22 protein-coding genes and 1 tRNA gene are annotated in these 23,863 nt (G+C 66.0%); 3 read left to right on the forward strand and 20 right to left on the reverse strand.

Features of this window, described 5'->3' with window-relative positions; all coding sequences use genetic code 11:
- Nucleotides 1-9: 9 nt before the first annotated feature.
- Both nusA and rimP read right to left on the reverse strand, forming a co-directional pair.
- Nucleotides 10-1,509: a transcription termination factor NusA gene (gene nusA, locus BM272_RS12055; RefSeq protein ID WP_093429048.1), complete on the reverse strand. Its 1,500-nt coding sequence runs from the start codon at nt 1,507-1,509 to the stop codon at nt 10-12.
- A 46-nt stretch (nt 1,510-1,555) separates the two neighbouring features.
- A complete protein-coding gene (rimP, locus tag BM272_RS12060) occupies nt 1,556-2,011 on the reverse strand; it encodes a ribosome maturation factor RimP (protein WP_205407810.1) in 456 nt (151 codons plus the stop codon).
- Between the two features lie 583 nt (nt 2,012-2,594).
- Here rimP and BM272_RS12065 point away from each other — a divergent pair.
- The gene (locus tag BM272_RS12065) at nt 2,595-3,746 is read left to right on the forward strand and encodes an outer membrane protein assembly factor BamB family protein (protein ID WP_159433090.1); all 1,152 of its coding nucleotides are present in this window, start codon (nt 2,595-2,597) and stop codon (nt 3,744-3,746) included.
- A gap of 162 nt (nt 3,747-3,908) precedes the next feature.
- A complete protein-coding gene (locus tag BM272_RS12070; protein WP_159433091.1) occupies nt 3,909-5,609 on the forward strand; it encodes an outer membrane protein assembly factor BamB family protein in 1,701 nt (566 codons plus the stop codon).
- A 518-nt stretch (nt 5,610-6,127) separates the two neighbouring features.
- Here the strand turns inward: BM272_RS12070 and BM272_RS12075 are convergent.
- Both BM272_RS12075 and BM272_RS12080 read right to left on the reverse strand, forming a co-directional pair.
- Complete coding sequence (locus tag BM272_RS12075; RefSeq protein ID WP_093429052.1) at nt 6,128-6,508, reverse strand: hypothetical protein; 381 nt, start codon at nt 6,506-6,508, stop codon at nt 6,128-6,130.
- On the reverse strand, nt 6,496-6,987 hold the full coding sequence (locus tag BM272_RS12080) for an ImmA/IrrE family metallo-endopeptidase (protein ID WP_093429053.1): 492 nt from the start codon (nt 6,985-6,987) through the stop codon (nt 6,496-6,498). The genes BM272_RS12075 and BM272_RS12080 overlap by 13 nt, the downstream gene beginning before the upstream one ends.
- A gap of 248 nt (nt 6,988-7,235) precedes the next feature.
- On the opposite strand from BM272_RS12080, the gene BM272_RS12085 reads away from it, so the two are divergent.
- Nucleotides 7,236-8,822: a recombinase family protein gene (locus BM272_RS12085; RefSeq protein ID WP_093429054.1), complete on the forward strand. Its 1,587-nt coding sequence runs from the start codon at nt 7,236-7,238 to the stop codon at nt 8,820-8,822.
- Here the strand turns inward: BM272_RS12085 and BM272_RS12090 are convergent.
- The 16 genes from BM272_RS12090 to BM272_RS12165 form a co-directional block, all read right to left on the reverse strand.
- Nucleotides 8,801-8,877, reverse strand: a tRNA-Met gene (locus BM272_RS12090). The two genes, BM272_RS12085 and BM272_RS12090, sit on opposite strands and share 22 nt — an antisense overlap.
- A 51-nt stretch (nt 8,878-8,928) precedes the next feature.
- On the reverse strand, nt 8,929-9,258 hold the full coding sequence (locus tag BM272_RS12095) for a DUF2818 family protein (RefSeq protein WP_205407811.1): 330 nt from the start codon (nt 9,256-9,258) through the stop codon (nt 8,929-8,931).
- Nucleotides 9,259-9,260: 2 nt separating this feature from the next.
- Complete coding sequence (nuoN, locus tag BM272_RS12100; protein WP_093429055.1) at nt 9,261-10,709, reverse strand: NADH-quinone oxidoreductase subunit NuoN; 1,449 nt, start codon at nt 10,707-10,709, stop codon at nt 9,261-9,263.
- A 19-nt stretch (nt 10,710-10,728) separates the two neighbouring features.
- Nucleotides 10,729-12,246, reverse strand: a complete 1,518-nt coding sequence (locus tag BM272_RS12105) for an NADH-quinone oxidoreductase subunit M (protein WP_093429056.1) — start codon at nt 12,244-12,246, stop codon at nt 10,729-10,731.
- Nucleotides 12,247-12,277: 31 nt separating this feature from the next.
- Complete coding sequence (gene nuoL / locus BM272_RS12110) at nt 12,278-14,227, reverse strand: NADH-quinone oxidoreductase subunit L (RefSeq protein WP_093429057.1); 1,950 nt, start codon at nt 14,225-14,227, stop codon at nt 12,278-12,280.
- A 16-nt stretch (nt 14,228-14,243) separates the two neighbouring features.
- Entirely contained in the window at nt 14,244-14,549 is a 306-nt protein-coding gene (gene nuoK, locus BM272_RS12115) for an NADH-quinone oxidoreductase subunit NuoK (protein ID WP_093429058.1), read from the reverse strand.
- A gap of 74 nt (nt 14,550-14,623) precedes the next feature.
- Nucleotides 14,624-15,226, reverse strand: a complete 603-nt coding sequence (locus BM272_RS12120; protein WP_093429059.1) for an NADH-quinone oxidoreductase subunit J — start codon at nt 15,224-15,226, stop codon at nt 14,624-14,626.
- A 30-nt stretch (nt 15,227-15,256) separates the two neighbouring features.
- Nucleotides 15,257-15,748, reverse strand: coding sequence for an NADH-quinone oxidoreductase subunit NuoI (nuoI, locus tag BM272_RS12125; RefSeq protein WP_093429060.1), 492 nt, complete (start codon nt 15,746-15,748; stop codon nt 15,257-15,259).
- A gap of 15 nt (nt 15,749-15,763) precedes the next feature.
- The gene (nuoH, locus tag BM272_RS12130; protein WP_093429061.1) at nt 15,764-16,822 is read right to left on the reverse strand and encodes an NADH-quinone oxidoreductase subunit NuoH; all 1,059 of its coding nucleotides are present in this window, start codon (nt 16,820-16,822) and stop codon (nt 15,764-15,766) included.
- A 20-nt stretch (nt 16,823-16,842) separates the two neighbouring features.
- Complete coding sequence (nuoG, locus tag BM272_RS12135; RefSeq protein WP_093429118.1) at nt 16,843-19,212, reverse strand: NADH-quinone oxidoreductase subunit NuoG; 2,370 nt, start codon at nt 19,210-19,212, stop codon at nt 16,843-16,845.
- Nucleotides 19,213-19,235: 23 nt separating this feature from the next.
- Nucleotides 19,236-20,510 (reverse strand): NADH-quinone oxidoreductase subunit NuoF, encoded by a 1,275-nt coding sequence (gene nuoF, locus BM272_RS12140; RefSeq protein WP_093429062.1) that lies wholly within the window; start codon nt 20,508-20,510, stop codon nt 19,236-19,238.
- 40 nt (nt 20,511-20,550) lie between these two features.
- On the reverse strand, nt 20,551-21,048 hold the full coding sequence (nuoE, locus tag BM272_RS12145; RefSeq protein ID WP_240308130.1) for an NADH-quinone oxidoreductase subunit NuoE: 498 nt from the start codon (nt 21,046-21,048) through the stop codon (nt 20,551-20,553).
- Entirely contained in the window at nt 21,045-22,298 is a 1,254-nt protein-coding gene (locus tag BM272_RS12150; protein WP_093429063.1) for an NADH-quinone oxidoreductase subunit D, read from the reverse strand. Before BM272_RS12150 ends, nuoE begins: the two co-directional genes overlap by 4 nt.
- The gene (locus BM272_RS12155) at nt 22,298-22,939 is read right to left on the reverse strand and encodes an NADH-quinone oxidoreductase subunit C (RefSeq protein ID WP_093429064.1); all 642 of its coding nucleotides are present in this window, start codon (nt 22,937-22,939) and stop codon (nt 22,298-22,300) included. The genes BM272_RS12150 and BM272_RS12155 overlap by 1 nt, the downstream gene beginning before the upstream one ends.
- Before the next feature lie 13 nt (nt 22,940-22,952).
- On the reverse strand, nt 22,953-23,429 hold the full coding sequence (locus BM272_RS12160; protein ID WP_093429065.1) for a NuoB/complex I 20 kDa subunit family protein: 477 nt from the start codon (nt 23,427-23,429) through the stop codon (nt 22,953-22,955).
- Entirely contained in the window at nt 23,420-23,776 is a 357-nt protein-coding gene (locus BM272_RS12165) for an NADH-quinone oxidoreductase subunit A (protein WP_093429066.1), read from the reverse strand. The genes BM272_RS12160 and BM272_RS12165 overlap by 10 nt, the downstream gene beginning before the upstream one ends.
- Nucleotides 23,777-23,863 lie beyond the last annotated feature (87 nt).

Raw genomic sequence — 23,863 nt, forward strand, 5'->3', positions numbered from 1 at the left:
ACTCTCCGTTCACGATTCTTGCGGCTGCTCCGCGAACCAGGGCTCGCGGGCGGCGAGGATCAACTGACCCGCGCGCTCTTCATCCAGGCCTTCGACCTCGAGCAGGTCCGGCACGGCCTGGTCCGCCAGATCCTCCATGGTGCAGATGCCCTGAGCCGCCAGCTTCTGCGCCAGCTCCTCATCCATCCCCTCCATGTTCAGGAGCTCCTCGGAGGGCTCCTGGCCACCGGCCGGCTCGTCGCCGGCGATGGCGCGGGTCAGGAGGGCGTCGCGGGCGCGCTCGCGCAGCTCGTTGACGATATCCTCGTCGAACTCCTCGATCTCCACCATCTCCGAGACCGGTACGTAGGCGACCTCCTCCAGACTGGAGAAGCCCTCCCGCACCAGGATCTCGGCAACTTCCTCGTCCACGTCCATGCTGTCGGTGAACAGCGCCAGGAGCTCGGCAGCCTCGCGCTCGCTCTTCTCCTGGGCATCCTCCTCCGACATGACGTTGATCTCCCAGCCGGTGAGCTCGGAGGCGAGCCGGACGTTCTGGCCGCCGCGGCCGATGGCCTGCGAGAGCTGCTCCTCGGCCACGGCGACGTCCATGCTGTGCGCATCCTCGTCCACCACGATGGAGACCACGTCCGCCGGGGACATGGCGTTGATGACGAACTGGGCCGGGTTCTCGTCCCACAGGACGATATCCACCCGCTCGCCGTTGAGTTCATTGGAGACGGCCTGGACCCGGGAGCCGCGCATGCCGACACAGGCACCCACCGGGTCGATGCGCTGGTCCCGGGTATGGACGGCGATCTTGGCGCGGCTGCCCGGATCCCGGGCGGCGCTCAGCAGATCGATGATGCCGTCGCCGATCTCCGGGACCTCCAGACGGAAGAGTTCGATGATGAACTGCGGGTCGGTCCGGCTCACGAAGAGCTGCGGGCCGCGGGGTTCGTGGCGCACATCCTTGAGGTAGCCGCGCAGGCGGTCACCGGTACGGATGGACTCCCGCGGGATGGTCTCCTCACGCGGGACGATGGCCTCCACCGCCCCCTCGATCTCGAGAATGACGTTGCCCCGCTCCACCCGCTTGACCCGGCCGTGGATGAGTTCGCCCTTGCGGTGGGCGTACTCGTCGACGATCTTGGCCCTTTCGGCCTCGCGCACCTTCTGTACGATGACCTGCTTGGCGGTCTGGGCCGCGATGCGCCCGAACTCCTCGGGCTCCACCTCGTCCTCGATAAAGCCGCCGAGTTCGATACCGGGCTCGTATTCCTGGGCGGCGCTGTAGGTGATCTCGCGCTCCGGCGCCTCGACGGCATCGTCCTCGACCACCTGCCAGCGGCGGTAGGCGGCATAGTCCCCGCTGCGGCGGTCCACCGCCACGCGGATATCGACGTCGCCACCGTGGCGTTTCCGGGTCGCGGTCGCCAGGGCCATCTCGATGGCCTCGAAGATGGTTTCCTTGTCGACGCCCTTCTCGTTGGAGACCGCGTCCACCACCAGCAAGATGTCTTTGCTCATACCCTGCCTCTGCTTGACCCCGGATTCCTCCGGGGATGTCCCCGTCTCATTCGGCCGGCACCAGCCGCGCCGTCTCCACCGTATCCAGATCGAAGTGGCGGTTTTCGCCCTCGACCTCCACCTCGATCGTCTCGCCCTCGATCCCGAGGAGGCGGCCGCGGAACTTGCGCCGCCCCTCCTCGTCCGGGACCACCAGCCGGAAGCGGATCTCCTCGCCGACAAAGCGCCGGAACTGGTCGGCCGTAAACAACGGCCGGTCCAGCCCGGGCGAAGAGACCTCCAGATGATACTCGCCGCGGATGGGGTCCTCGACATCGAGGGCGGCGCTGACCTGATGGCTGACCTGCTCACAGTCGTCGATACCGACCCCCTCAGGGGCATCGATATAGATACGAAGAACCCGGCGCTTGGAACCCGTGAACTCCACGCCCACGCACTCATAACCGAGGCCGGCCACGGCCGGCTCCACTACTGCCCGGATTGCTTCCGACGCCTGTCGCACTATTGTCGCCCAAACAAAAATGGGCCCTTTCGGCCCACGTCGAACCGCACCGCCCGTCGGTGGTGCCTACAAAAAAGGCCCCATGCGGGGCCTCGAGTTACGAATATGGTAGCGGGGGTCAGGCTACGCACACAAGTTGCGACCGCCGATCCAGCCCTCGAAATCTGGCTGGATGCCCCTACCATGAACAACCCGTAGTCCAGCGCTGCGAACCCGAGGGAAGCAGGACTGACCCCATCCAGGGGAACCTGTTACCGGCGCGGCGCTGGCCGCCTACGTCATCGGCCCGTTCGCTCGATGTCCGTAGCCCGCTGATCATGCCCGCCAGCGCCCGCTGGGTCAACTCTTTTCAGCCATGAACCACAACGCGAGGGGCTATACGCAGTCCCGCCCGCGCACTTCACGCGTGAGGCACGTCCAGGATACGGACGACGGTCCGCATCTTGGCCCCATCACTTGCGGGCAAGCATTGGCCAAATCTTGCGCACCCTCCCCGCCGTGCCGCCTCGCACCGATACCGTTTCCCTTATTGCGGTTGGTAGATTCCTTCGCGACCCGACAACACCCCGTCATAAGGACGCCCATGCACCGCCCGGACAGCACTCCCCTGAGCCGCACCCTAAGCCACCTCCTCGCCACCGCCGGCCTGCTCGCCGCCCTGGGCGGGCTGACCGGTTGCGACGACGAAAACGCCGGCGACACCACGGCGGCGGAGTCCACGTCCGAGGATTCGGAGAGTTCTGACTCGGAAGAAACCAGAACCCCGACCATCTCCGACATCTCAGCGGAGGACTCCCCCATCCTCCCGGGCGGGCAGGTTACCGTCTCGGTGGAGGCCGAGGGCGACGCCCTCGAACACGACTGGGACCTCCCCGAGGACTGGTCAGACTCCGGCAGCGACAGCGGCACCGAATCGGTCACCCTCACCGCCCCGGTCGACCAGGCCGCCGAGGCGACGATCTCGGTCACGGTGGAAAACAGCGCCGGCAGCACCTCCTCGGAGGTAACCGTAGCCACCCAGGGCCCGGCCATCGAATCCTTCGACGTCGACCCGCTCCCGGGGAAAGAGGGCGATACCGCCACCTTCACCACTGACGCCTACAACCGCGACGGGGCGGAGCTGACCTACGACTACCGGATCGGCGGCACCCTGGGCGCCTCCAAGGAGGGTGCTGAATGGAAATGGACCGCGCCCGAAATGGCCATGGGCGGACGCTATCTCCTGGAGGGCATCGTCACCGACAGCGACGACCTCACCGCCACCGCTGGCGTCGAAACTACCATGAAGGGTGCCTCCGCCTGGCCCGCCTTCGGCGGCGACCGCCAGCGCTCCGGGCGAGGGTGGCCCACTCCGGATGCCGAGGGGGCCAAGGGCAATAAGAATTGGGTCTTCGAGGCCGGCAACTGGGTCGATTCCTCCCCTGCCATCGGCGCCGACGGCACCGTCTACGTAGGCTCAGATGATAGTAAGGTTTACGCCCTCGACCCCGGCGACAGCTCCGAGCAGTGGGCCTACGATACCGGCGACTGGATCAAGTCCTCCCCGATCATCGGCGTCGACGACACCGTCTACGTGGGCTCCAACAACGGCAACGTCTACGCCCTCGACCCCAACACTGGCGACAAAGAGTGGGCCTACAAGACCGGCGACTCAGTCTGGTCCTCCCCGGCCATCGGCGCCGACGGCACCGTTTACGTGGGCTCCTACGACACCAAGGTCTACGCCATCGAATGACGAAGCGGTCCAGGGCGGGCCGAGGGGCCACCTTGCCGGAGTGGGCGGTGGGGCGGGTGCCCTGCAACCCGCCGGACTCGGCGAAAAGCTAGGCGCCCGACCACCAACCACAACCGAGACAGCGGACCGGACGCCATGAACCCGAAGAGCGCATTCCAAGCTATGCCGGCTCCCCTCACTTTTCTTCTTACCACTGCCGGCCTGCTCTCCGCCCTGGGCGGGCTGACCGGCTGCGAGGACTCGGATTCAAGCTCCGAGGGGAACAGTGCCCCGACCATCTCCGACATCTCCGCCGAGGGTGCACCCATTCTCCCGGGCGGCCAGGTAACCGTCTCGGTGGACTCCGAACGTACTGACGGGCAGAGCCTCGACTACGACTGGTTCCCTCCGGCGGGCTGGTCCGGCCCCGACAGCAGCACCAGCTCCATCACCCTCACCGCACCAAAGAAGCAGGCTGCCCAGGGGGAGGTCGTGACGTATGCCTGTGACGAGGATGAACGCTGCGCGAAGGCGGCCATCGAGATCGCGACTCGGGGGCCAGCCATCGAGTCCTTCCAGGTCGACCCGCTGCCGAAGGAGGCTGGCGACACCGCCACATTCACCGTGGACGCCTACAACCGCGACGGCCGGGACCTGACCTACGATTATCGGATCGGGGGCACCCTCGGCGCCTCCAACCAGGGTGAGGAATGGGAATGGACCGCGCCCGAAATGGCCATGGGCGGTCGCTACCTCCTGGAGGGCATCGTTACCGACAGCGACGATCTCACCGCGACGGCGAGCACCGAGACGAAGTTCAAGAGCGCCGCCGTCTGGTCCACCTTTGGCGGCAACCGCCAGCGAACCGGACAGAGCCAGAGTGCGGATGCCGAAGGGGCTCAGGACACCATCAAGTGGGAATACTCCACTGGCGATCTGGTGTGGTCCTCGCCGGCCGTCGGTCCCGATGGAACGGTCTATGTGGGCTCGGACGATGACCACGTCTACGCCCTGAACCCCGACGACGGCTCCGAGAAGTGGTCTTTTGGCACCGGCGGCGCGGTTCGGTCCTCCCCGGCCATCGGCGCCGACGGGACTATCTATATCGGCTCTTATGACAACAAGGTCTATGCCCTAGACCCCGACACTGGCGACAAAGAGTGGTCCTTCGAGACCGATAATTCGGTTCTCGCCTCCCCGGCGGTAAGCGCCGACGGTACGGTCTACATCGGTTCGACCGACCACCACCTCTACGCCCTGGATCCCGAAAGCGGCGACGTGGAGTGGAAGGTCGAGACGGGTGATCCGATCTTCTCCTCACCCACCCAGGGAGCGGACGGCACCATCTATGTCGGCTCCGATGATGGCCACCTCTACGCCCTCGACCCCGAGGACGGGCAGGAGCGGTGGCGGTTCAAGACCGGCGACGATGTCCAGTCCGCACCGGCCATCGGCCCCGATGGCACGGTCTACTTCGGATCCAACGACCACAACCTGTACGCCCTCGATCCCGAGGACGGCACTGAGCAATGGCGCTTTGCCACGGGAGAGGGGATTCTTTCATCCCCGGCTGTCGCAGCCGACGGCACCATCTATGTCGGGTCCAGCGGCGGTAACTTCTACGCCGTCGATCCCGATACCGGCGAGGAAGAGTGGCGCCACACCACGGGGAACACGAACCGCTCTTCGCCGGCCATCGCAGCGGATGGAACTATCTACCTCGGCTCTAATACTTCCGGCCTCTACGCCCTGGATCCCGAAAACCGCGGCGAGAAATGGCGAGTCGACCAGATTGGCGATGTCTCCTTCTCCTCGCCGGCCATTGGGCCCGATGGCACCGTCTACATTGGCTCGTGGGACAAGTCCATCTACGCCATCGAGTGAACGAAGCGCTCGCGCATATGGCTCCCGGCTGCCGGCTCCGACAGCCACCGGGCCCGCCGTGCGCCTACTCTGCTGACCGTGCCCAGGGCGCCGGACCCGCCCGAGGAGTCCTTCGAGAGCAGGCCCGCAAGGGGGCATCCGCAGTCCCGTCTGCACCCGTCACGCCGGGGGCACGCATCAGCTCACCAGGGTCGCGACCCTTGCGAGAGGCGGAGGTCCCCATGACGGGGCGGATAGCGGTTAACCGACTTTACCATGGCCGCCCACCTAAAAGCCCCGCATGGCGGGGGTGGAGCGCGGTTAGCGCTTCCCCCCAACCAGTTAGGATCTGGTGTGCGCGCAGCGACGGCCCCTGGACTCCAGCGGCAGCCCCTTGGCCAGGGCCGTTCCCACTCGCCGCCGGGCCTGGCACCGTTGGCCAGTGCACTGGCAGGGACATGACATCTAGACCCGCGTACCTGATGCCAGCGGGCAAGACGATCTTGGAGGGTGTAACAGAGGGCCTTGGGGTAGAGCCTTCAGCTCTTCCCTGGAAGAAGAGCCACCAGCTCCCGGGCCAAAGCCTGGATCGGTGTGGTGTCGTCGCGCTGATTCTGGTCCTGGGCATTCCGGGCGAACACATACCGGAGAAGGGCCAGGGCGAGCACCGTCGGGATGGCAGCCAGTACCACGACGATGGTGACCCGCTCGCTCGTCGAGGTCGCCGTTCCGAGGAAGATGTAGCACAGCAGCGCCAGGAGCATCACGACGACGATACCACCGATACTTCGGAACAGGATCCGTCGCTGCTCAAGAAGCTCCGTTCGCTCGCTGATCTCGAAATCCCAGAGCCTGACTTCTCCTTCAGGGAGCTGCCCCTCGGAGAGATCATCCGGTTCCGTGGAGTCTACGTCAGCCATCCCAGATTCTTGAGGCGGTATTTCATGGCAACCTGGGAGACCTGCATCTTCCTGGCCAGCTCGGCCAGGTCCGTGATGCCCTTCTCCTGGATGAAGTACCGAATCGCCAGCTCCGGCATCAGCACTTCGGCGGCGAACTGGTTAGCCTCGCGCTCCCGTGGGTCCGTCGCGTGGCTGGAAAAATGGCTGGGGTCGTCCCGGAAGACGGTTTCCTTGCTGCTGGCGTGACCCAGGACGTGATGGCCCAGCTCATGCGCCGTAATGAAGCGTCGGCGGACCAGCGGCTCGCTTAACACATACCGGATGGTGCCCTCCCCGCCCGCATCGACCTCGTAGCAGCCGCTCGCGCTGTCGGCTCCGGGGATGGACTGGACAGGCTTCACGCGCACCCCGGCAGCATGGGCGAGCGCGTCCACATCCACCGGCACCGTGCGGTCCCAGTGGCGCTTCATGAACTCCTTGGCGGTCTTTGCAGGCATGGCGGTTCTTCGGTTCCGGGGGAATCAAGCTCGGCTTGACTCATGAGCCAGCGTAACGACCATGCCTTTAGAGTTCACGGTCTGTCGCAATCTTTCCGGCGCCCGTTACCGCCCTCTCGACCGCCCCGGTTATCATCCCTTGTGAGCAACCGCGAGGCGGCCAGGAATCCGCGCCGCCGGTCGGGCCGACCCCTTGGTCATCCAGTGCCCGGGAAGGAGCACAGCAGCCCACACGGAAGGCACACGCCATGAAGCATACCCTCCGGATCGCGGCCTACTGCCGCTACAGCTCCGAGCAGCAGAACGCCAGCTCCATCCAGGACCAGCTCCGCAACTGCGAGCGCTACGCCCAGCAGCAGGGGTGGCCGGCGCCGACCCCCTACACCGACGAGGCCGTCAGCGGCTCCCTGCGGGACCGGCCCGGCTACCAGAAGATGCTCGCCGACGCCGAGGAGCGCGTCTTCGACATCCTCCTGGTCGACGACCTCTCCCGCCTCTCCCGCGACCAGGTGGAGACGGCCCAGGCCACGCGGATGCTGCGGTACTGGGGTGTGCGCCTCATCGGCGTGTCCGACGGCACCGACACCGACCGCCGGGGCCACAAGATCGAGGTGGGCCTGCGCGGGCTCATGTCGGAGCTGTACCTGGATGACCTGGCCGAGAAGACCCACCGGGGGCTCACCGGCAAGGCGTTGTCCGGCTACAGCGCCGGCGGCCTCCCCTACGGCTATCGCTCCCGGGAGACCGACAAGGGCCATGTGCGGGAGATCGATCCCGACGAGGCCGAGTGGGTGAACTGGATCTTCGAGCGCTACGCCGACGGCTGGAGCCCGCGTCGGATCGCTTCCGAGCTGAACAGCCGGGGTGTCCCCGGCCCTCGCGGCCGCCAGTGGGGCCAGACCGCGATCCGGCCCGACACCAAGCGCGGCGTCGGCCTGCTCATCAACCCGCTCTACAACGGGCAGCAGATATGGAACCGCTCCCAGTGGGTAAAGGATCCGGTCACCGGCCGCCGCCAGCGCCGGGAGCGGCCCATGGACGAGTGGGTGATCACCGAGAACGAGGAGACCCGGATCGTCGCCCCGGAACTCTGGAACCGGGTGCAGGCCCGGATCCGGGCCGTCCAGGAGAAGACCCGGCAGCGGGCTCGCGGCGGCCGCCCGGGTCGCCACGGCCGCGGCTCCCCCTACATCTTCTCCGGCCTGCTCCGCTGCGCCGAGTGCGGGGCCAGCTACGTCATCGTCAGCGCCCGGGACTACGGCTGTGCGACGCACAAGGACCGGGGGCCGGCCGCCTGCTCCAACAACCACCGGGTCCGCCGTGAGCATCTGGAGGAGCGGCTGCTGACCGTGATCCGCGACGATCTGCTCACCGAGGAGTCCTTCGAGACCTTCATGGACATGGCCCGGGAGGCCATGGAGGAGAGTCAGCCGGACCCCTCCGCCATCCGCAAGCGGCTCCAGGAGGCCGAGCGCGAGCGCGACAACCTGGTCCAGGCCATCCGGCAGGGGATCGCCTCACCGGCGGTGAAGGAGGAGCTGGAGCAGGCGGAACGGACGGTGAAGGCCGCCCAGGAGGAGCTGACCGCGGCCGAGAGTCTGGCCGGGGATGGGGTGGCCACCCTGCTCCCCCGGGCTCGCGAGCGCTTCAAGGCGCTTGCCGATAGCCTCCGGGAGTCGGTGGACCCCGACGTGATGCGCCAGACCCTTTCGGAGGTCACCGGCCCCATCGACCTGGAGCCGGACCCGCAAGTTGGTGTCATATGGGCAAAAATAAACGCAGGCTCCATAATGGAAACCTGCGTCAATTATGTTGGTAGCGGGGGCAGGATTTGAACCTGCGACCTTCGGGTTATGAGCCCGACGAGCTACCGGACTGCTCCACCCCGCAATCGAGATTGAGAATACTACCGCTCCAGGGAGCGGAATGCAACCCCTGACGTCATTTCCAGCCCCGGTGGCGCTGCAGCAGCGGGCGGAACTGGTAGCGCCAGACGAACGCCGGTGCCGCGAAGACGGCGAACAGGGAGAGCGTCACGGCGTAGAACTCCCAGTCCTGATCATGGATGTCGCCGATGGCCCGGTTTTCGGCCCCGAGCGCCAGACCACCGACGATCAGGTAATAGACGAACCACTCCGCGAGCCGCAACCACGCGCCCTTTCGCCCGCCCGGCGGCTCGAAGACAAAGAAAAAGAGATCGCTGATCCACGGCAGGTTTGCCAGCACCAGCGCGATTCCTATCAGCGCCCACACGAGGACGGTCTGTTCCATGCTCAGGCTCCCGGGACGCCGAAGGCGGCAATACAGGCGGACATCAGCGCACCGGGGAAGAGTCCCAGACCGAGAATGGCCAGGCCATTGACCGAGAGCACGGCGCGGAGGTCACTGTCAGCAACCAGCGCCCCGGTGTCCTCGGGCTTGTCGAAGTAGAGGAACTTCACCACGCGCAGATAGTAGAACGCCCCGATAATGGAGAAGACCACGGCGGCGATGGCGAGTTCCACCATCCCGGCCGCGACCACCTCCTGGATGACGCTCACCTTGGCCCAGAACCCCAGGAAGGGCGGCACCCCGGCCATGGAGAACATGACGATGAGCATGATCCCGGCGAACCAGGGGCTGCGCTCGTTGAGCCCCTTGAAGTCCTCCAGTCGCTCCGCCTCCAGACCGGCCCGGGAAAGCAGAATGATCATGCCGAAGCCGGCCAGCGTCATCAGTGAGTAGGCGATGGTGTAGAACATCGCCGCGGCGTACCCCGACTCCGTCGCCGTGAGCACGCCCAGGAGGATGAAGCCCACGTGGGCGATGGCCGAGTACGCCAGCATCCGCTTGATGTTGCTCTGCGCAATGGCAAGGAGGTTCCCCACGCCCATGGAGAGCACCGCGAGGATGATGAACATCCCCTGCCACTCGGCATGCAGCGACCCGAGCCCGTCGACCATGAGCCGCATGGCCATGGCAAAGGCGGCCAGCTTCGGTGCGGTGGCGATGAAGACGGTCATCGGGGTCGGGGCGCCGTGATAGACGTCCGGGATCCACATGTGGAACGGAACGGCGCCCAGCTTGAAGGCGACCCCGACCACCAGGAAGACCAGTCCAAAGGTGAGGATGAGGCCCTCGGCCTGGCCGGCGGCGATGACGGCGTTGATGGCCGCCAGCTCCAGCTCGCCGGTGGCCCCGTAGAGCATGGACATGCCGTAAAGGAGCATCCCGGAGGCCATCGCACCCAGGATGAAGTACTTCATGGCCGCCTCCGAGGCCATGGAGGACTCCCGGTTCATGGCGACCATCGCGTAGAGGGAGAGCGACAGCAGCTCCAGGCCGAGATAGACCGTCAGAAGGCTCCCCGCCGAGATGAGGACCATCATGCCCAGGGTCGCGAAGAGGCCCAGCAGGTAGAACTCGCCCTTGAGCATGCCCCGATCCCGCAGATAGGGCCGCGCATAGAGAAAGACGACGAAGACCGCGAGATAGACGAAGGCCTTGAGGAGGTCCGACATGCCGTCACGGATGAACATGTCGTTGAAGGCCATTCCCGCCTGGGTATCCATCATCCCCAGCGTGAGCACGGCGGCACCGACAAGGGCCACCTGAGAAAGGAGGTAGGTCACCGCCCGACTGTGTTCCGTGAGGAAGAGGTCGATAAGCAGGACGAGACACGCCATTCCCAGGAGGAAGAGCTCCGGGAGCGCCGTCAGGAAATCGGAAGCATCGAGTATCATGGTCGTGTTGCTCTCCCGCTTACAGCTTGGACTGGGCCACGTGGTCCAGCAGGTTGTGGACGCTGGCGTGCATCACTTCCAGCAGGGGCGCCGGCCAGACGCCCAGTAGCAGCACGAAGACCGCGAGCATCGCCATGAGCAGGAACTCGCGGGCGTTGATATCCGTGAGTTCGGCCACGCCGTCGTTGGTCACCCGGCCGAAGATCACCCGCTTGATCATCCAGAGCGTGTAGGCGGCGCCCAGGATGAGGGTGGTGGCCGCGGCGAAGGCGTACCAGGGATTGGCCTTGAAGCTCGCCAGGATGACCAGGAACTCGCCCACGAACCCGGAGGTGCCCGGAAGGCCGGCGTTGGCCATGGCGAAGAAGACCGCGAAGGCACCGAAGACCGGCATGGTGTTCACCACGCCGCCGTAATCGGCGATCTCGCGGCTGTGGAGCCGGTCGTACAGGACGCCGATGGCCAGGAACATCGCCGCGGAGACGAAGCCGTGAGAGATCATCTGGACCATGGCCCCCTCGATGGCCATGGCTGCCCCGTTCCAGCTGCCGGTGGTCTCGTGGATCCCGAATATGACAAAGAAGCCCAGGGTGACAAAGCCCATGTGGGAGATGGACGAATAGGCCACCAGCTTCTTCATGTCCCGCTGCACCAGGGCCACGAACCCGATGTAGACGATGGCGATGAGGGACAGGGCGATCATCAGCCCGTCCAGGGCGGCGGCGGCATCCGGCGTAATGGGCAACGAGAAGCGGAGGAACCCGTAGGTCCCCAGCTTGAGCATGATGGCAGCCAGGATCACCGACCCGCCGGTGGGCGCCTCCACGTGGGCATCCGGAAGCCAGGTATGCACCGGCCACATCGGCACCTTCACCGCGAAGGCGATGAGGAAAGCCAGGAAGATCAGGATCTGCTCGGTCAGGGTCAGCGGCAGCGCATGGAACTCCAGGATCCCGAAGGTACCGGACTGGAAGTACATGTAGAGCAGCGCCACCAGCATGAACACCGACCCGAGGAAGGTGTAGAGGAAGAACTTGATGGTGGCGTACACCCGCCGGGGGCCGCCCCAGATCCCGATGACGATGAACATCGGGATGAGCAGCGCCTCCCAGAAGACGTAGAAGAGCATGGCATCCAGGGCCGCGAACACCCCGATCATCAGCCCTTCCATGATGAGGAAGGCGCCCAGGTACTGGGCCGGCTTGTACCGGATCACCTGCCAGCCGGCGATGACCACCAGCAGGGTCGCGAACGCCGTCAGCAGGATGAGCGGCATGGAGATGCCGTCCACGCCCAGGTGGTAATTGATGGACAGCGCCTCGATCCAGGGCGCGAACTCCTGGAACTGCATCTCGGCGGTCCCGGCGTCGAAGCCGAACCACAGCGGCAGCGAGAGGCCCAGCGTCACCAGGGAGACCAGCAGCGCCAGGACCCTCGACTCCAGGGCATTGCGCTCGCCACCGGTGGCCAGCACCAGCAGGCCGCCGATGATGGGCGTCCAGATGACCAGACTCAGCAGGGGAAGATCAGTAAGCATGGGCTATAACCTTATTGCTGGTTCTTCCCGCCTACAGCACGAAGAGGATGAACAGCCCCAGGAGGCCGAGCATCATCGCGAAGGCGTAGTGATAGAGGAATCCCGACTGCACGTGCCGGAAACGGCCGGCCATCCAGCCCACCGAGCGCGCCACACCGTTGACCAGGAGGCCGTCGATGAGGCGGACGTCACCGACCTTCCACAGCAGCCGGCCGAGCCCGCGCGCCCCACCGCCAAAGGCGGCCTGGTTGAACTCGTCGAAGCCGTACTTGTGCTCCAGGACGGCGTGGAGCGGGCGCAGGCGCTCGGCGATGCGCGCCGGCAGATCCGGCCGCTGCATGTAGAGATACCAGGCCGAGGCCACCCCGAGCAGTGCCAGCCAGACCGCCGGCCCCTGAAGGCCGTGGACCACGAAGCTCCAGACCCCGTGGTAGTGGTGGCCCAGCTCGGCCAGGGTGTCGTGGCCCGGCAGGACGTGGATGGCGTCGGCAAAGAAGTCACCGAAGAGCATCGGCCCGACGTAGATCCCGCCGATAACCACAGACGGCACCGCCAGTGCGATGAGCGGCACGGTGACCACCGAGGGGCATTCGTGGAGGTGCTCCCTGGTGTGATGGTCCATGCGCTCCTGGCCATGGAAGACCAGGAAGAACATCCGGAAGGTGTACAGCGCCGTGATGAAGACCCCGGCCAGCAGGGCCCAGTAGGCCAGGCCGGCGCCCGGGATCGACGAGTAGTGCACCGCCTCGATAATCGCATCCTTGGAGAAGAAGCCGGCGAAGCCGGGGAAGCCGATAAGCGCCAGCGAGCCGACGAGCATGGTCGCCCAGGTGATGGGCATGTAGCGTTTGAGCCCACCCATGCGCCGCATGTCCTGCTCGTGGTGCATGGCAATGATCACCGAGCCCGCGGCCAGGAAGAGCAGCGCCTTGAAGAAGGCGTGGGTCATCAGGTGGAAGACGCCGGCGGCGTAGGCGGAGGCCCCCAGGGCCGCCGTCATGTAGCCCAGCTGCGACAGCGTGGAGTAGGCCACCACCCGCTTGATGTCGTGTTGTACGAGGCCCAGCAGCCCCATAAAGAAAGCGGTAATGGCGCCGATGATGAGCACGACCGCGAGCGCCACCTCGGACAGCTCGTAGATGGGCGACATCCGCGCCACCATGAAGATGCCCGCAGTCACCATGGTCGCCGCGTGGATGAGCGCGGAGATGGGGGTCGGGCCCTCCATGGAGTCCGGCAGCCAGACGTGCAGCGGAACCTGGGCCGACTTACCCATCGCCCCGACGAACAGCAGGAGGGCGATGAGCGTCATCACCTGCCATTCCACGCCCGGGATGACCTCGATGGTCAGCCCCGCCATGGAGGGCGCCGCGGCGAAGACATCGGCATAGTCCACGCTATTGAAATACATCAGCACCGCCGCGATCCCCAGCAGGAAGCCGAAGTCGCCCACGCGGTTGACCAGGAAGGCCTTGAGGTTGGCGTGGATGGCGGTGGGCCGGGTGTACCAGAAACCGATGAGGAGGTAGGAGACGAGCCCCACGGCCTCCCAGCCGAAGAAGAGCTGGAAGAAGTTGTTCGCCATCACCAGCATGAGCATGGAGAAGGTGAACAGGGAGATGTAGCTGAAGAAGCGCTTGTAGCCCGGGTCATCGTGCATGTAGCCGATGGTGTACACGTGCACCATCAGCGACACGAAGGTGACCACCGCCATCATCATCGCCGTGAGGTTGTCCACCAGGAAGCCGACCTCGAACCGGACCCCGTCACTCACCAGCCAGGTGTAGACCGCCTCGTTGTAGGCCGGCGCCCCGTCCATTACGTGGTGCTTGAAGACCCAGAACGAGAGCACGGTGGATACCGCCACTCCCAGGATCGTGACCCAGTGGGCCACGGACCGGGTGATGAACCGGCCGAAGAGGCCGGCGATGATGGCACCGACCAGCGGGGCCAGTACGATCGCGAGATAGACGTTCTGCATCGATTCCGCCACGGCGCTATCCCTTCATTGAATCCAGGTCGGCAACGTTGATGGTGTTCCGGTTCCGGAACAGCACCACCAGGATGGCCAGGCCAATGGCCGCCTCCGCCGCCGCCACGGTAAGGATGAAGAAGACGAAGACCTGCCCCGCCAGATCCCCCAGGAAGTGGGAGAAGGCGACGAAGTTCATGTTCACGGCGAGCAGCATGAGTTCGATGGACATGAGCAGGATCAGGACGTTCTTCCGGTTGAGGACGATCCCGGCCATGGAAAGGCCGAAGAGGATCGCCCCCAGGATCAGGTAGTCGGACAGCGCTAACATTTCCCTACCCCGTTTCGGCCGCCCGACTCCGGGCGGCGGTTTCTGGTAATTCCGGGTACGCCGGTCGTGGCGATTCAGTCGGCGGAATGGCCGTTACGATGGATGCGCAGCCGGTCGGCCTTGTGGACCGCGATCTGGGCATCCGGATTCTGGTGCTTGCTCTGCGGCCGGTGCCGCAGCGCCAGGCTGATGGCTGCCACGATGGCCACCAGCAGGATGACCGCCGCGATCTCGAAGGGGTAGACGTAGACCGTGTAGAGGACCCGCCCGAGTTCCGCGGTATTGCTGTAGTCCGCCGGCGCACGCTCGGGGGCGGCGATGCGGTCCAGTCCGAAGGTCTCCGGCCCGACCACCAGCCCCATCATCACCATGACCATGATGGCCACCAGCGCCCCCACCGGGAGGTAGCGGATGAAGCCCTCCCGCAGCGGCGCCAGGTTGATGTCCAGCATCATCACCACGAAGAGGAAGAGGACCATCACCGCGCCGACGTAGACCAGGACCAGGGTGATGGCGAGGAACTCCGCCTCCAGCAGCAGCCAGAGGCCGGCCGCGGCGAAGAAGGTCAGCACCAGGAACAGCGCCGAGTGGACCGGATTGCGCACGGTAATGACGGCCGCTGCCGAGAGCAGCATCACCGCCGCAAAGAAGTAGAAAATCGCCTGTTCGAAGGCCATGGATTCGTCTTCCCGAACTGCGTGAAACGGTTACCGGTAGGGGGCATCCTGCGCCCGGTCGGCGGCGATCTGCTGCTCGTACTTGTCGCCGATGGCGAGCAGCTCCTGCTTGGTCTTCAACAGCTGGTCGCGAGTCTCGGCATGGTACTCGAAAATCCGGGTCTCGACGATGGAATCCACCGGGCACGACTCCTCGCAGAAACCGCAGAAGATGCACTTCGACAGATCGATGTCGTAACGGGTCGTACGGCGAGTACCGTCATCCCGCTCCTCGGAATCGATGGTGATGGCCAGCGCCGGGCAGACCGCCTCGCACAGCTTGCAGGCGATGCAGCGCTCCTCGCCGTTGGGATAGCGGCGCAGGGCGTGCAATCCCCGGAAGCGGTTGGACTGCGGCGTCTTCTCCTCGGGGTAGATGACGGTGACCTTCTTCTGCCGGAACATGTGCCGACTGGTCATCCGCATCCCCTGGAGGAGTTCCACGAGGAAGAGGCTCTTGAAGAAACGGTTCAGCGCATTCATGGGTCGCCTCCGAGGCTAGACGCCGTCGAACCAGGGCCCGAGCCCGGCCATGATGAACAGGCCGAGGACCACCAGCCAGACGATGGTCACGGGGATGAGGACCTTCCAGCCCAGCCGCATGAGCTGGTCGTAGCGATACCGCGGGAAGGTCGCCCGTGCCCAGAGGAAGATGAAGAGGAAAAGCGCGGTCTTGAGGACCATCCAGACGATCCCCGGCACCCACTCGGTAGCGCCTTCCAGGACCGGGACCCCCTGGAACGGGGAGAGCCAGCCGCCCAGGAAGAAGAGAGCGGTCAGCGCCGAGACGAGGATCATGTTCGCATACTCGGCGAGGAAGAAGACCCCGAAGCTCATCCCGGAGTATTCGACGTGGAAACCGGCGACGATCTCCGACTCGCCCTCGGCCAGGTCGAAGGGGGCGCGATTGGTCTCGGCCAGACCGGCAATGAAATAGACCACGAACAGAGGCAGCAGCGGCAGCCAGAACCAGTGCAGCAGGCTCCCCTCCTGGGCCCGGACCATGTCCGGGATGTTCAGGGTGCCTCCGGCCATGATCACGCCCACCAGGGCGAAGCCCATGGCGATCTCGTAGGAGACCACCTGCGCGGCCGACCGCATGGAGCCCAGGAAGGCGTACTTCGAGTTCGAGGCCCAGCCGGCGATGATGATGCCGTACACACCCATGGAGGTGATCGCCAGGACATAGAGGATCCCGGCGTTGATATCCGTGACCATGAGCCCCGGGCCGAAGGGGACCACCGCCCAGGCGGCGAGGGCAGGCGCCATGGCGAGGATCGGGCTCAGGATGAACAGGAACCGATTGGCCCCGGCCGGGAGCACGATCTCCTTGAAGATGAGCTTCAGCGCATCGGCGATGGGCTGCAGGAGGCCGTGATAACCCACATGGAGCGGGCCGGTGCGTACCTGCATGGCACCGATGACCTTGCGCTCGGCGAAGGTCAGGTAGGCAACGGCCACCATCAGCGGGACCAGGAGCACCGTGATCTTGATCACGGTCCACAGTACCGTCTGTACGGCAGGACTAAGCCCGAGGGCGTCGAAGAGCTCTAGCATCCGGTTCCCACTCCTGCGTTCTAGTTCTTCGCCAGGTCCGCCGGCCCGAAGGCGGCGCCGAGGCCCTCGGTCCCGCGGATACCGGAGGGCAGCCACAGGCAGCCCTCCGGCACCGCCGAGTCCACGACCACTTCCACGGTTACCGCACCGGTGCCCTGAGTCACACGCACCTTCTCCCCTTCGGCCACGCCGTGGCGCTGGGCCTCGGCGGGATGGAGAACGACCCCGTCGAAGCGGGCATCAGCCGTGTGCTGCAGCGGCTCGGCCCGGCGCACGAGGGAGTCCACCGCGTAGAGCGGGACGGTCCCCAGGCGCCAGAGACCATCCCCGGCCGGTGACAAGTTCATTGGCGCCTGCCAGCTCGGCAGCGGCTCGGGGGTGCGGTCGCCAACCAGGCCCGCGACCTCGTCACGGATGGACTGCGCGGTGGTGTAGTCGAAGCCGGACACGTTGAGGATGTTCCCCAGGACCCGGAGGATCTTCCAGGTCGGCCGCGCCTCGCCCGGCCCGCTCACCGCCGCGGTGAAGTCCTGCCAGCGGCCCTCGACATTGACGAGGGTACCGTCGGTCTCCGGATAGGCGGAGCCGGGGAGCAGGATGTCCGCCCGCGCGCGGAGCAGTTCGTCGGCGAAGGGCCCGACGGCCACCACCGCATCGGCGCCCTCCAGGGCGGTCCGGGCGGCAGCCGGGTCGGCCAGGTCCCGCGCCGGCTCCACGTCCACCAGCAGCCAGGCCTTGCCCGGCTCGGCGGTGGCCTCGGCGACGTTCCGCCCCTTGCGACCACTCGCCCCGGCCGGGCCCCGATGGGGCACGGCACCGGCCAGCCAGGCACCGGCGTTATTCCCGCCGGTGGGCAGATAGCCCAGGCGGGCATCGGCCAGACGGGCCACCAGGCCGGCCAGCGCCCGGATGCGACCGCCATCCGGTGCATTCAGGGCGGTGGGACCGAGCAGGACCTGCCGCCGCTCGCCGGTAGCCAGGGCCTCGGCGATGGCCTTCTCCTCCGGACTGGTCGTACGGCCCGCAACGAGCTCCGCGAAGCCCTCGGGGGCACCGGCGCCGGTCTGTTCCATGAGCGCGGCGGCGACGCCGGCGAGGTGCGCTGCCATCTGGCGCGCGTCGTCGACCAGTTCCGCCATCAGGGCGAAGTTGTGGTCACGAACCAGGGTATCCACGCTCGCGATGCGGGCGCCCTCCAGGGCCGCCTTGCGCAGGCGGTGGCCCAGCAGTGGCTGCTCCTTGCGCGGGTGGGCACCGACCAGCAGCGCGGAATCCAGCCGTTCCATCTCGGCAATGGGCCGACCCAGGCCGGGATAGAGCGGTGCCCCCGCATCATCCGAGAAGTCCTGCTGCCGCAGGCGATGGTCGACGCTGCCGCTGCCCAGGCCCCGGGTGAGCTTCTGGGCGAGGAAGGCCTCTTCCAGGGTCGCCGAGGGCGAAACCAGCGTGGTAAGGGCCTCGCCCCCGTGTTCCTTGAGGGTGCCGCCGAGCTTGCTGGCCACCGCCTCGAGGGCGGTATTCCAGTCCACCGGCTCCAGCTCGCCCTCCGCGTTGCGGACCAGCGGCTGCGTGATGCGGTCCTCGTGCTGGAGCCCCGCGTAGCTGAACCGTTCGCGGTCGGCGATCCAGGTCTCGTTCACCGCCTCGTTCTCCCGCGGCAGGACGCGCATCACCTCGTGACGCAGCGTCTCCACGATGATATTGGCGCCCACGCCGTCATGCGGCGCGATGGTCGGGTGATCCGCCAGCTCCCACGGCCGCGCATTGAAGCGGAAGGGCTTGGAGGTGAGCGCCCCCACCGGGCAGAGGTCGATGACGTTGCCGGAGAGTTCGGAATCGACGCTCTTTTCGATGTAGGTGCCGATCTCCATGTGCTCGCCGCGGCCGGTGGCGCCGAGCTCGCGGATACCGGCGATCTCCTGGCCGAAGCGGACACAGCGGGTGCAGTGGATGCACCGGGTCATGTCGGTGGCGATGAGGGGACCGATGTCCTGGTCCTCGACCACGCGCTTGCCCTCGGTGAAGCGCGAGACCCCCTTGCCGTAGCCCATGGCCATTTCCTGGAGGTCGCACTCGCCGCCCTGGTCGCAGATCGGGCAATCCAGGGGGTGATTGATGAGCAGGAACTCCATCACCCCCTTCTGCGCCGACAGCGCCTTGGTGGACTGCGTGTGGACCTTCATGCCGTCCGTGACCGGCGTGGCGCAGGCCGGCAGCGGCTTCGCCGCCTTCTCGACCTCCACCAGGCACATCCGGCAGTTGGCCGCCACGGAGAGCTTCTTGTGGTAGCAGAAGCGCGGGATGTTGATCCCCGCCTCGTCGGCCGCCTCGATGAGCATCTGGCCGTCGCGGGCCTCGATGGGCGTACCGTTGATCTCGATGTTCACCATGGTCTCGTCCCGTTGGCTGGCCGTCAGGAGGCGGCCACCATGCACTGTTTGTGGTCCACGTGGTACTGGAACTCGTCCCGGAAGTGGTCGACGAAGCTCATTACCGGCATGGCGGCTGCGTCACCCAGACCGCAGATGGTGTGGCCGGCGATGCGGCCGGAGACGTCGGAGAGCAGGTCCAGGTCCTCCTGCTTCCCCTTCCCGTTCTCGATCCGGCTGACCACGCGATAGAGCCAGCCGGTGCCCTCGCGGCAGGGCGTGCACTGACCGCAGGACTCCTCGTAATAGAAGTAGGAGATCCGCTCCAGCGCCCGCACCATGCAGGTGGAGTCGTCCATGACGATAACCGAGCCGGCCCCGAGCATGGTCCCCGCCTTGCCCAGCGAGTCGTAGTCCATGTCGCAGTCCATGATAACGTCGGCGGGGACCACCGGTGTCGAGGTCCCGCCGGGGATCACGGCCTTGAGCTGGTGGCCGTCCCGGATGCCCCCGGCCATCTCCAGCAGCTCGGCGAAGGGGGTCCCCATGGGGACCTCGTAGTTCCCGGGCCGCTTCACGTGGCCGGAGACCGAGAAGATCTTGGTCCCGCCGTTGTTGGGCTTCCCCAGATTGTGGAACCACTCCCCGCCGTTCTTCAGGATCATGGGGATGGAGGCCAGCGACTCGGTATTGTTGATGGTCGTTGGCCGGCCGAAGACACCGTAGCTCGCCGGGAACGGCGGCTTGAAGCGCGGCTGCCCCTTCTTGCCCTCGATGGACTCCAGCAGCGCCGTCTCCTCGCCGCAGATATAGGCGCCGTACCCGCGATGGTTGTGAACCATGAAGTCGAAGCCGCTACCGAAGAGGTTCTCTCCCAGGAAACCGGCCTCCACGGCCTCGGCGATGGCGCGCTCCATGCACTCGTAGGGCTCGTAGAACTCCCCGCGCATGTAGTTCCAGCCCGTATTCGCCCCGAGGGTGTAGCCGGCGATGGCCATCCCCTCCAGGAGCTGATGCGGGTTGTAGCGCATGATGTCCCGGTCCTTGAAGGTCCCGGGTTCGCCCTCGTCGGAGTTGCAGACGATGTACTTCTGGCCCGGGGCATTACGGGGCATGAAGCTCCACTTCAGGCCCGTGGGGAACCCGGCGCCACCCCGCCCACGCAGGGCGGAGGCCTTGAGCTCGGCGATGATGTCGTCGGGCGACATCTTCTCGGTGAGGACCTTCTTGAGGACCTCGTAACCACCGAGCTTGCGGTAGGTCTCCAGGCTCCCGGGATTCTCCTCGCCCAGGGTCCGGTAACAGACTTCGTTGGCCATCTCTCACTCCACTCGCCGGGCCGGCGCCGCCGGCGCGCCCTCAGTCGAGGCTGTCGAGGATCGAATCCACCCTGTCGGGGGTGAGGTTCTCGTAGTAGTCATGGTCGATGAGGCACATGGGCGCCCCGCTGCACGCGCCCAGGCACTCCACCTCCTTGAGGGTGAAACGGCCATCGGCGGTGGTCTCGCCGAAGTCGATCCCCAGGCGGCTCTTGAAGTGCTCGGCGATCCCGCCGGAGCCACAGAGCATGCAGGAGATGTTGGTGCACAGGCTGATCTTGTGCCGCCCGACCGGCTGCAGGTCGTACATGGTATAGAAGGTGGCGACCTCGAAGGCCTTGATGGGCTCCAGGCCGAGGTACTCGGCCACGGCCTCCACCAGCTCCTCGCTCAACCAGCCGCCGTTCTGCTCCTGGGCGATCTCCAGGCACGCCATGAGGGCGCCCTGCTTCCAGTCCGCCGGATACTTGGCGATCCAGTGGTCCATGGCCTCCCGCGAGGCCTGCGTGATGAGGTCCAGCTTGCTCTCGGCGCTCACCGGTCCACCTCCCCGAAGACGATGTCCTGGGTCCCGATGAGCGTCACCACGTCCGCCAGCATGTGACCGCGCGCCATCTCGTCCAGGGCGGAGAGGTGGACAAAGCCGGGAGCACGGATCTTTAGCCGGTAGGGCTTGTTGGCGCCATCCGAGACCAGATAGATCCCGAATTCCCCCTTGGGGTGTTCCACCGCGGCATAGGCCTCCCCCTCGGGAACGGCGTAGCCCTCGGTGAAGAGCTTGAAGTGGTGGATGAGGGCCTCCATGTCGCCCTTCATCTCCTCCCGGCGCGGCGGCGTGACCTTGTGGTCATCCAGCATCACCGGGCCGGGGTTGTTCCGGAGCCACTCCACGCACTGCTTGATGATGCGGTTGGACTGGCGCATCTCCTCCACGCGGACCAGGTAGCGATCGTAGCTGTCGCCGTTGGTGCCCACGGGGATGTCGAAATCGAGCTGGTCGTAGACCTCGTAGGGCTGCTGCTTGCGCAGGTCCCAGTTGATCCCGGAGCCGCGCAGCATCGGGCCGGTGAAGCCGAGCTGCTTGGCGCGCTCCGGCGAGACGATACCGATGTCGACGGTCCGCTGCTTCCAGATCCGGTTCTCGGTTAGCAGGGTCTCGTAGTCGTCCACGCGCCCGTCGAAGCGCTCGGTGAAGGCCTCGATGAAGTCCAGAAGCGAGCCCTCACGGGTCTCGTTGAGGGCCGCGACCTCGGCATCGTTGTGCCACTTGGAGGCCTCGTACTTGGGCATCCGGTCGGGCAGGTCCCGATAGACGCCGCCGGGCCGGTAGTAGGCGGCGTGCATCCGGGCACCGGAGACCGCCTCGTAGGTGTCCATGAGGTCCTCGCGCTCGCGGAAGCAGTAGAGGAAGACACTCATGGCGCCGATGTCCAGGCCGTGGGCGCCGAGCCACATGAGGTGGTTCAGGATCCGGGTGATCTCGTCGAACATCACCCGGATGTACTGCGCGCGCAGGGGCGGCGTGATCCCGGTGAGCTTCTCGATGGCCATGACGTAGGCGTGCTCGTTGGCCATCATCGAGACGTAGTCCAGCCGGTCCATGTAGGGGACCGAGTGGTTGAAGGGCTTGGACTCGGCGAGCTTCTCGGTGGCGCGATGGAGCAGCCCGATATGCGGATCCGCCCGGTCCACGGTCTCGCCGTCCATCTCCAGCACCAGCCGCAGCACCCCGTGCGCAGCCGGATGCTGGGGACCGAAATTGAGGGTGTAATTGCGGATTTCGGGCATCAGCTGGCCCCCTCCTCGTCGGTACGGCCGGCGTAGCGGTGGTCGTCGCGGATGGTACGCGGCACCGTCACCCGCGGCTCGATGGAGACCGGCTCGTAGACCACGCGACCGAGGTCCTCGTCGTAGCGCATCTCGACAGTGCCGATAAGCGGGAAGTCCTTGCGGAAGGGATGGCCCACGAAGCCGTAATCGGTGAGGATCCGGCGCAGGTCGGGGTGACCGTCGAAGATGATCCCGTAGAGGTCGAAGGCCTCGCGCTCGAACCAGTTGGCCGCCGACCAGATGGAGACTACCGAATCCACCAGCGGCATCTCGTCGTCCAGGAAGGTCCGGACGCGCAGTCGCCGATTGTGGGAGAGCGAGAGCAGGTGGTAGACGACCGCAAAACGGGGGCCCTGCCAGCGGCCCTCCTGCTCGTCGGCGCTATCGCCGGTGCCGTAGGTGGAATAGTCCACGCCGCAGAGGTCGATGAGCTGTTCGAAGGCGAAGACGCCCTCGTCCCGGAGTCGGCGCAGCCCCTCGAAGAGCTCGGTGCGCGGCAGGGTCAGCGTAACCTCATCCCGCTCCAGCGCCACCTCGACCCCGTCGCCGGGGAAGTGGTGCCGCAGCTGGCCCTCCAGTCGCTGAATCTCGCTGTTCATGGTCGCCCCCGCCCTAGCGCGCGATGGTATTGGTGCGCTTGATCTTGTTGCGCAGCTGCATGACGCCGTAGAGCAGCGCCTCCGCCGTCGGCGGGCAGCCGGGCACGTAGATATCCACCGGCACGATGCGGTCGCAGCCGCGGGTCACCGAGTAGGAGTAGTGGTAGTAACCGCCCCCGTTGGCGCAGGACCCCATGGAGATGACCCAGCGCGGCTCCGGCATCTGGTCGTAGACCTTGCGCAGCGCCGGGGCCATCTTGTTCACCAGGGTCCCGGCCACGATCATCACGTCCGACTGGCGCGGACTGGGGCGGAAGAGCATGCCGAAGCGGTCCATGTCGTAGCGCGCCGCGCCGGCATGCATCATCTCCACCGCGCAGCAGGCCAGCCCAAAGGTCATGGGCCAAAGGGAACCGGTCCGGGCCCAGTTGACGAGCTTGTCCACCGAGGTGGTGACAACCCCCTTCTCAAGAACGCCTTCTATTCCCATTCCAGGGCCCCCTTCTTCCACTCGTAGGCGAAGCCGACCACCAGGATCCCCAGGAAGACCATCATCGCCGTGAAGCCGAACCAGCCGATCTCCTCAAGGACCACGGCCCAGGGGAAGAGGAAGGCGATCTCCAGGTCGAAGATGATAAAGAGGATGGCGACGAGGTAGTAGCGCACGTCGAACTTCATGCGCGAGTCTTCGAAGGCCTCGAAGCCGCACTCGTAGGGAGAGAGCTTCTCGCTGTCCGGCCGGCGCGGCGCAAGCACCATGCCGAGGCCGATCATGATCCCCGCCATCACCACGCCGATGGCGAGGAAGATGAGGATGGGCAGGTAATTCTCCAGCATGGCTGCGCCCTCGTGGTCTGCCGGACAGTCGGGGTGGTCGCCCCGGCGCGTTTCACGAAACCGTCAAGATGGCGATGCAGTCTAGTG

Source organism: Thiohalospira halophila DSM 15071, from assembly GCF_900112605.1.
In the GTDB taxonomy this organism is placed as follows: Bacteria; Pseudomonadota; Gammaproteobacteria; order Thiohalospirales; family Thiohalospiraceae; genus Thiohalospira; species Thiohalospira halophila.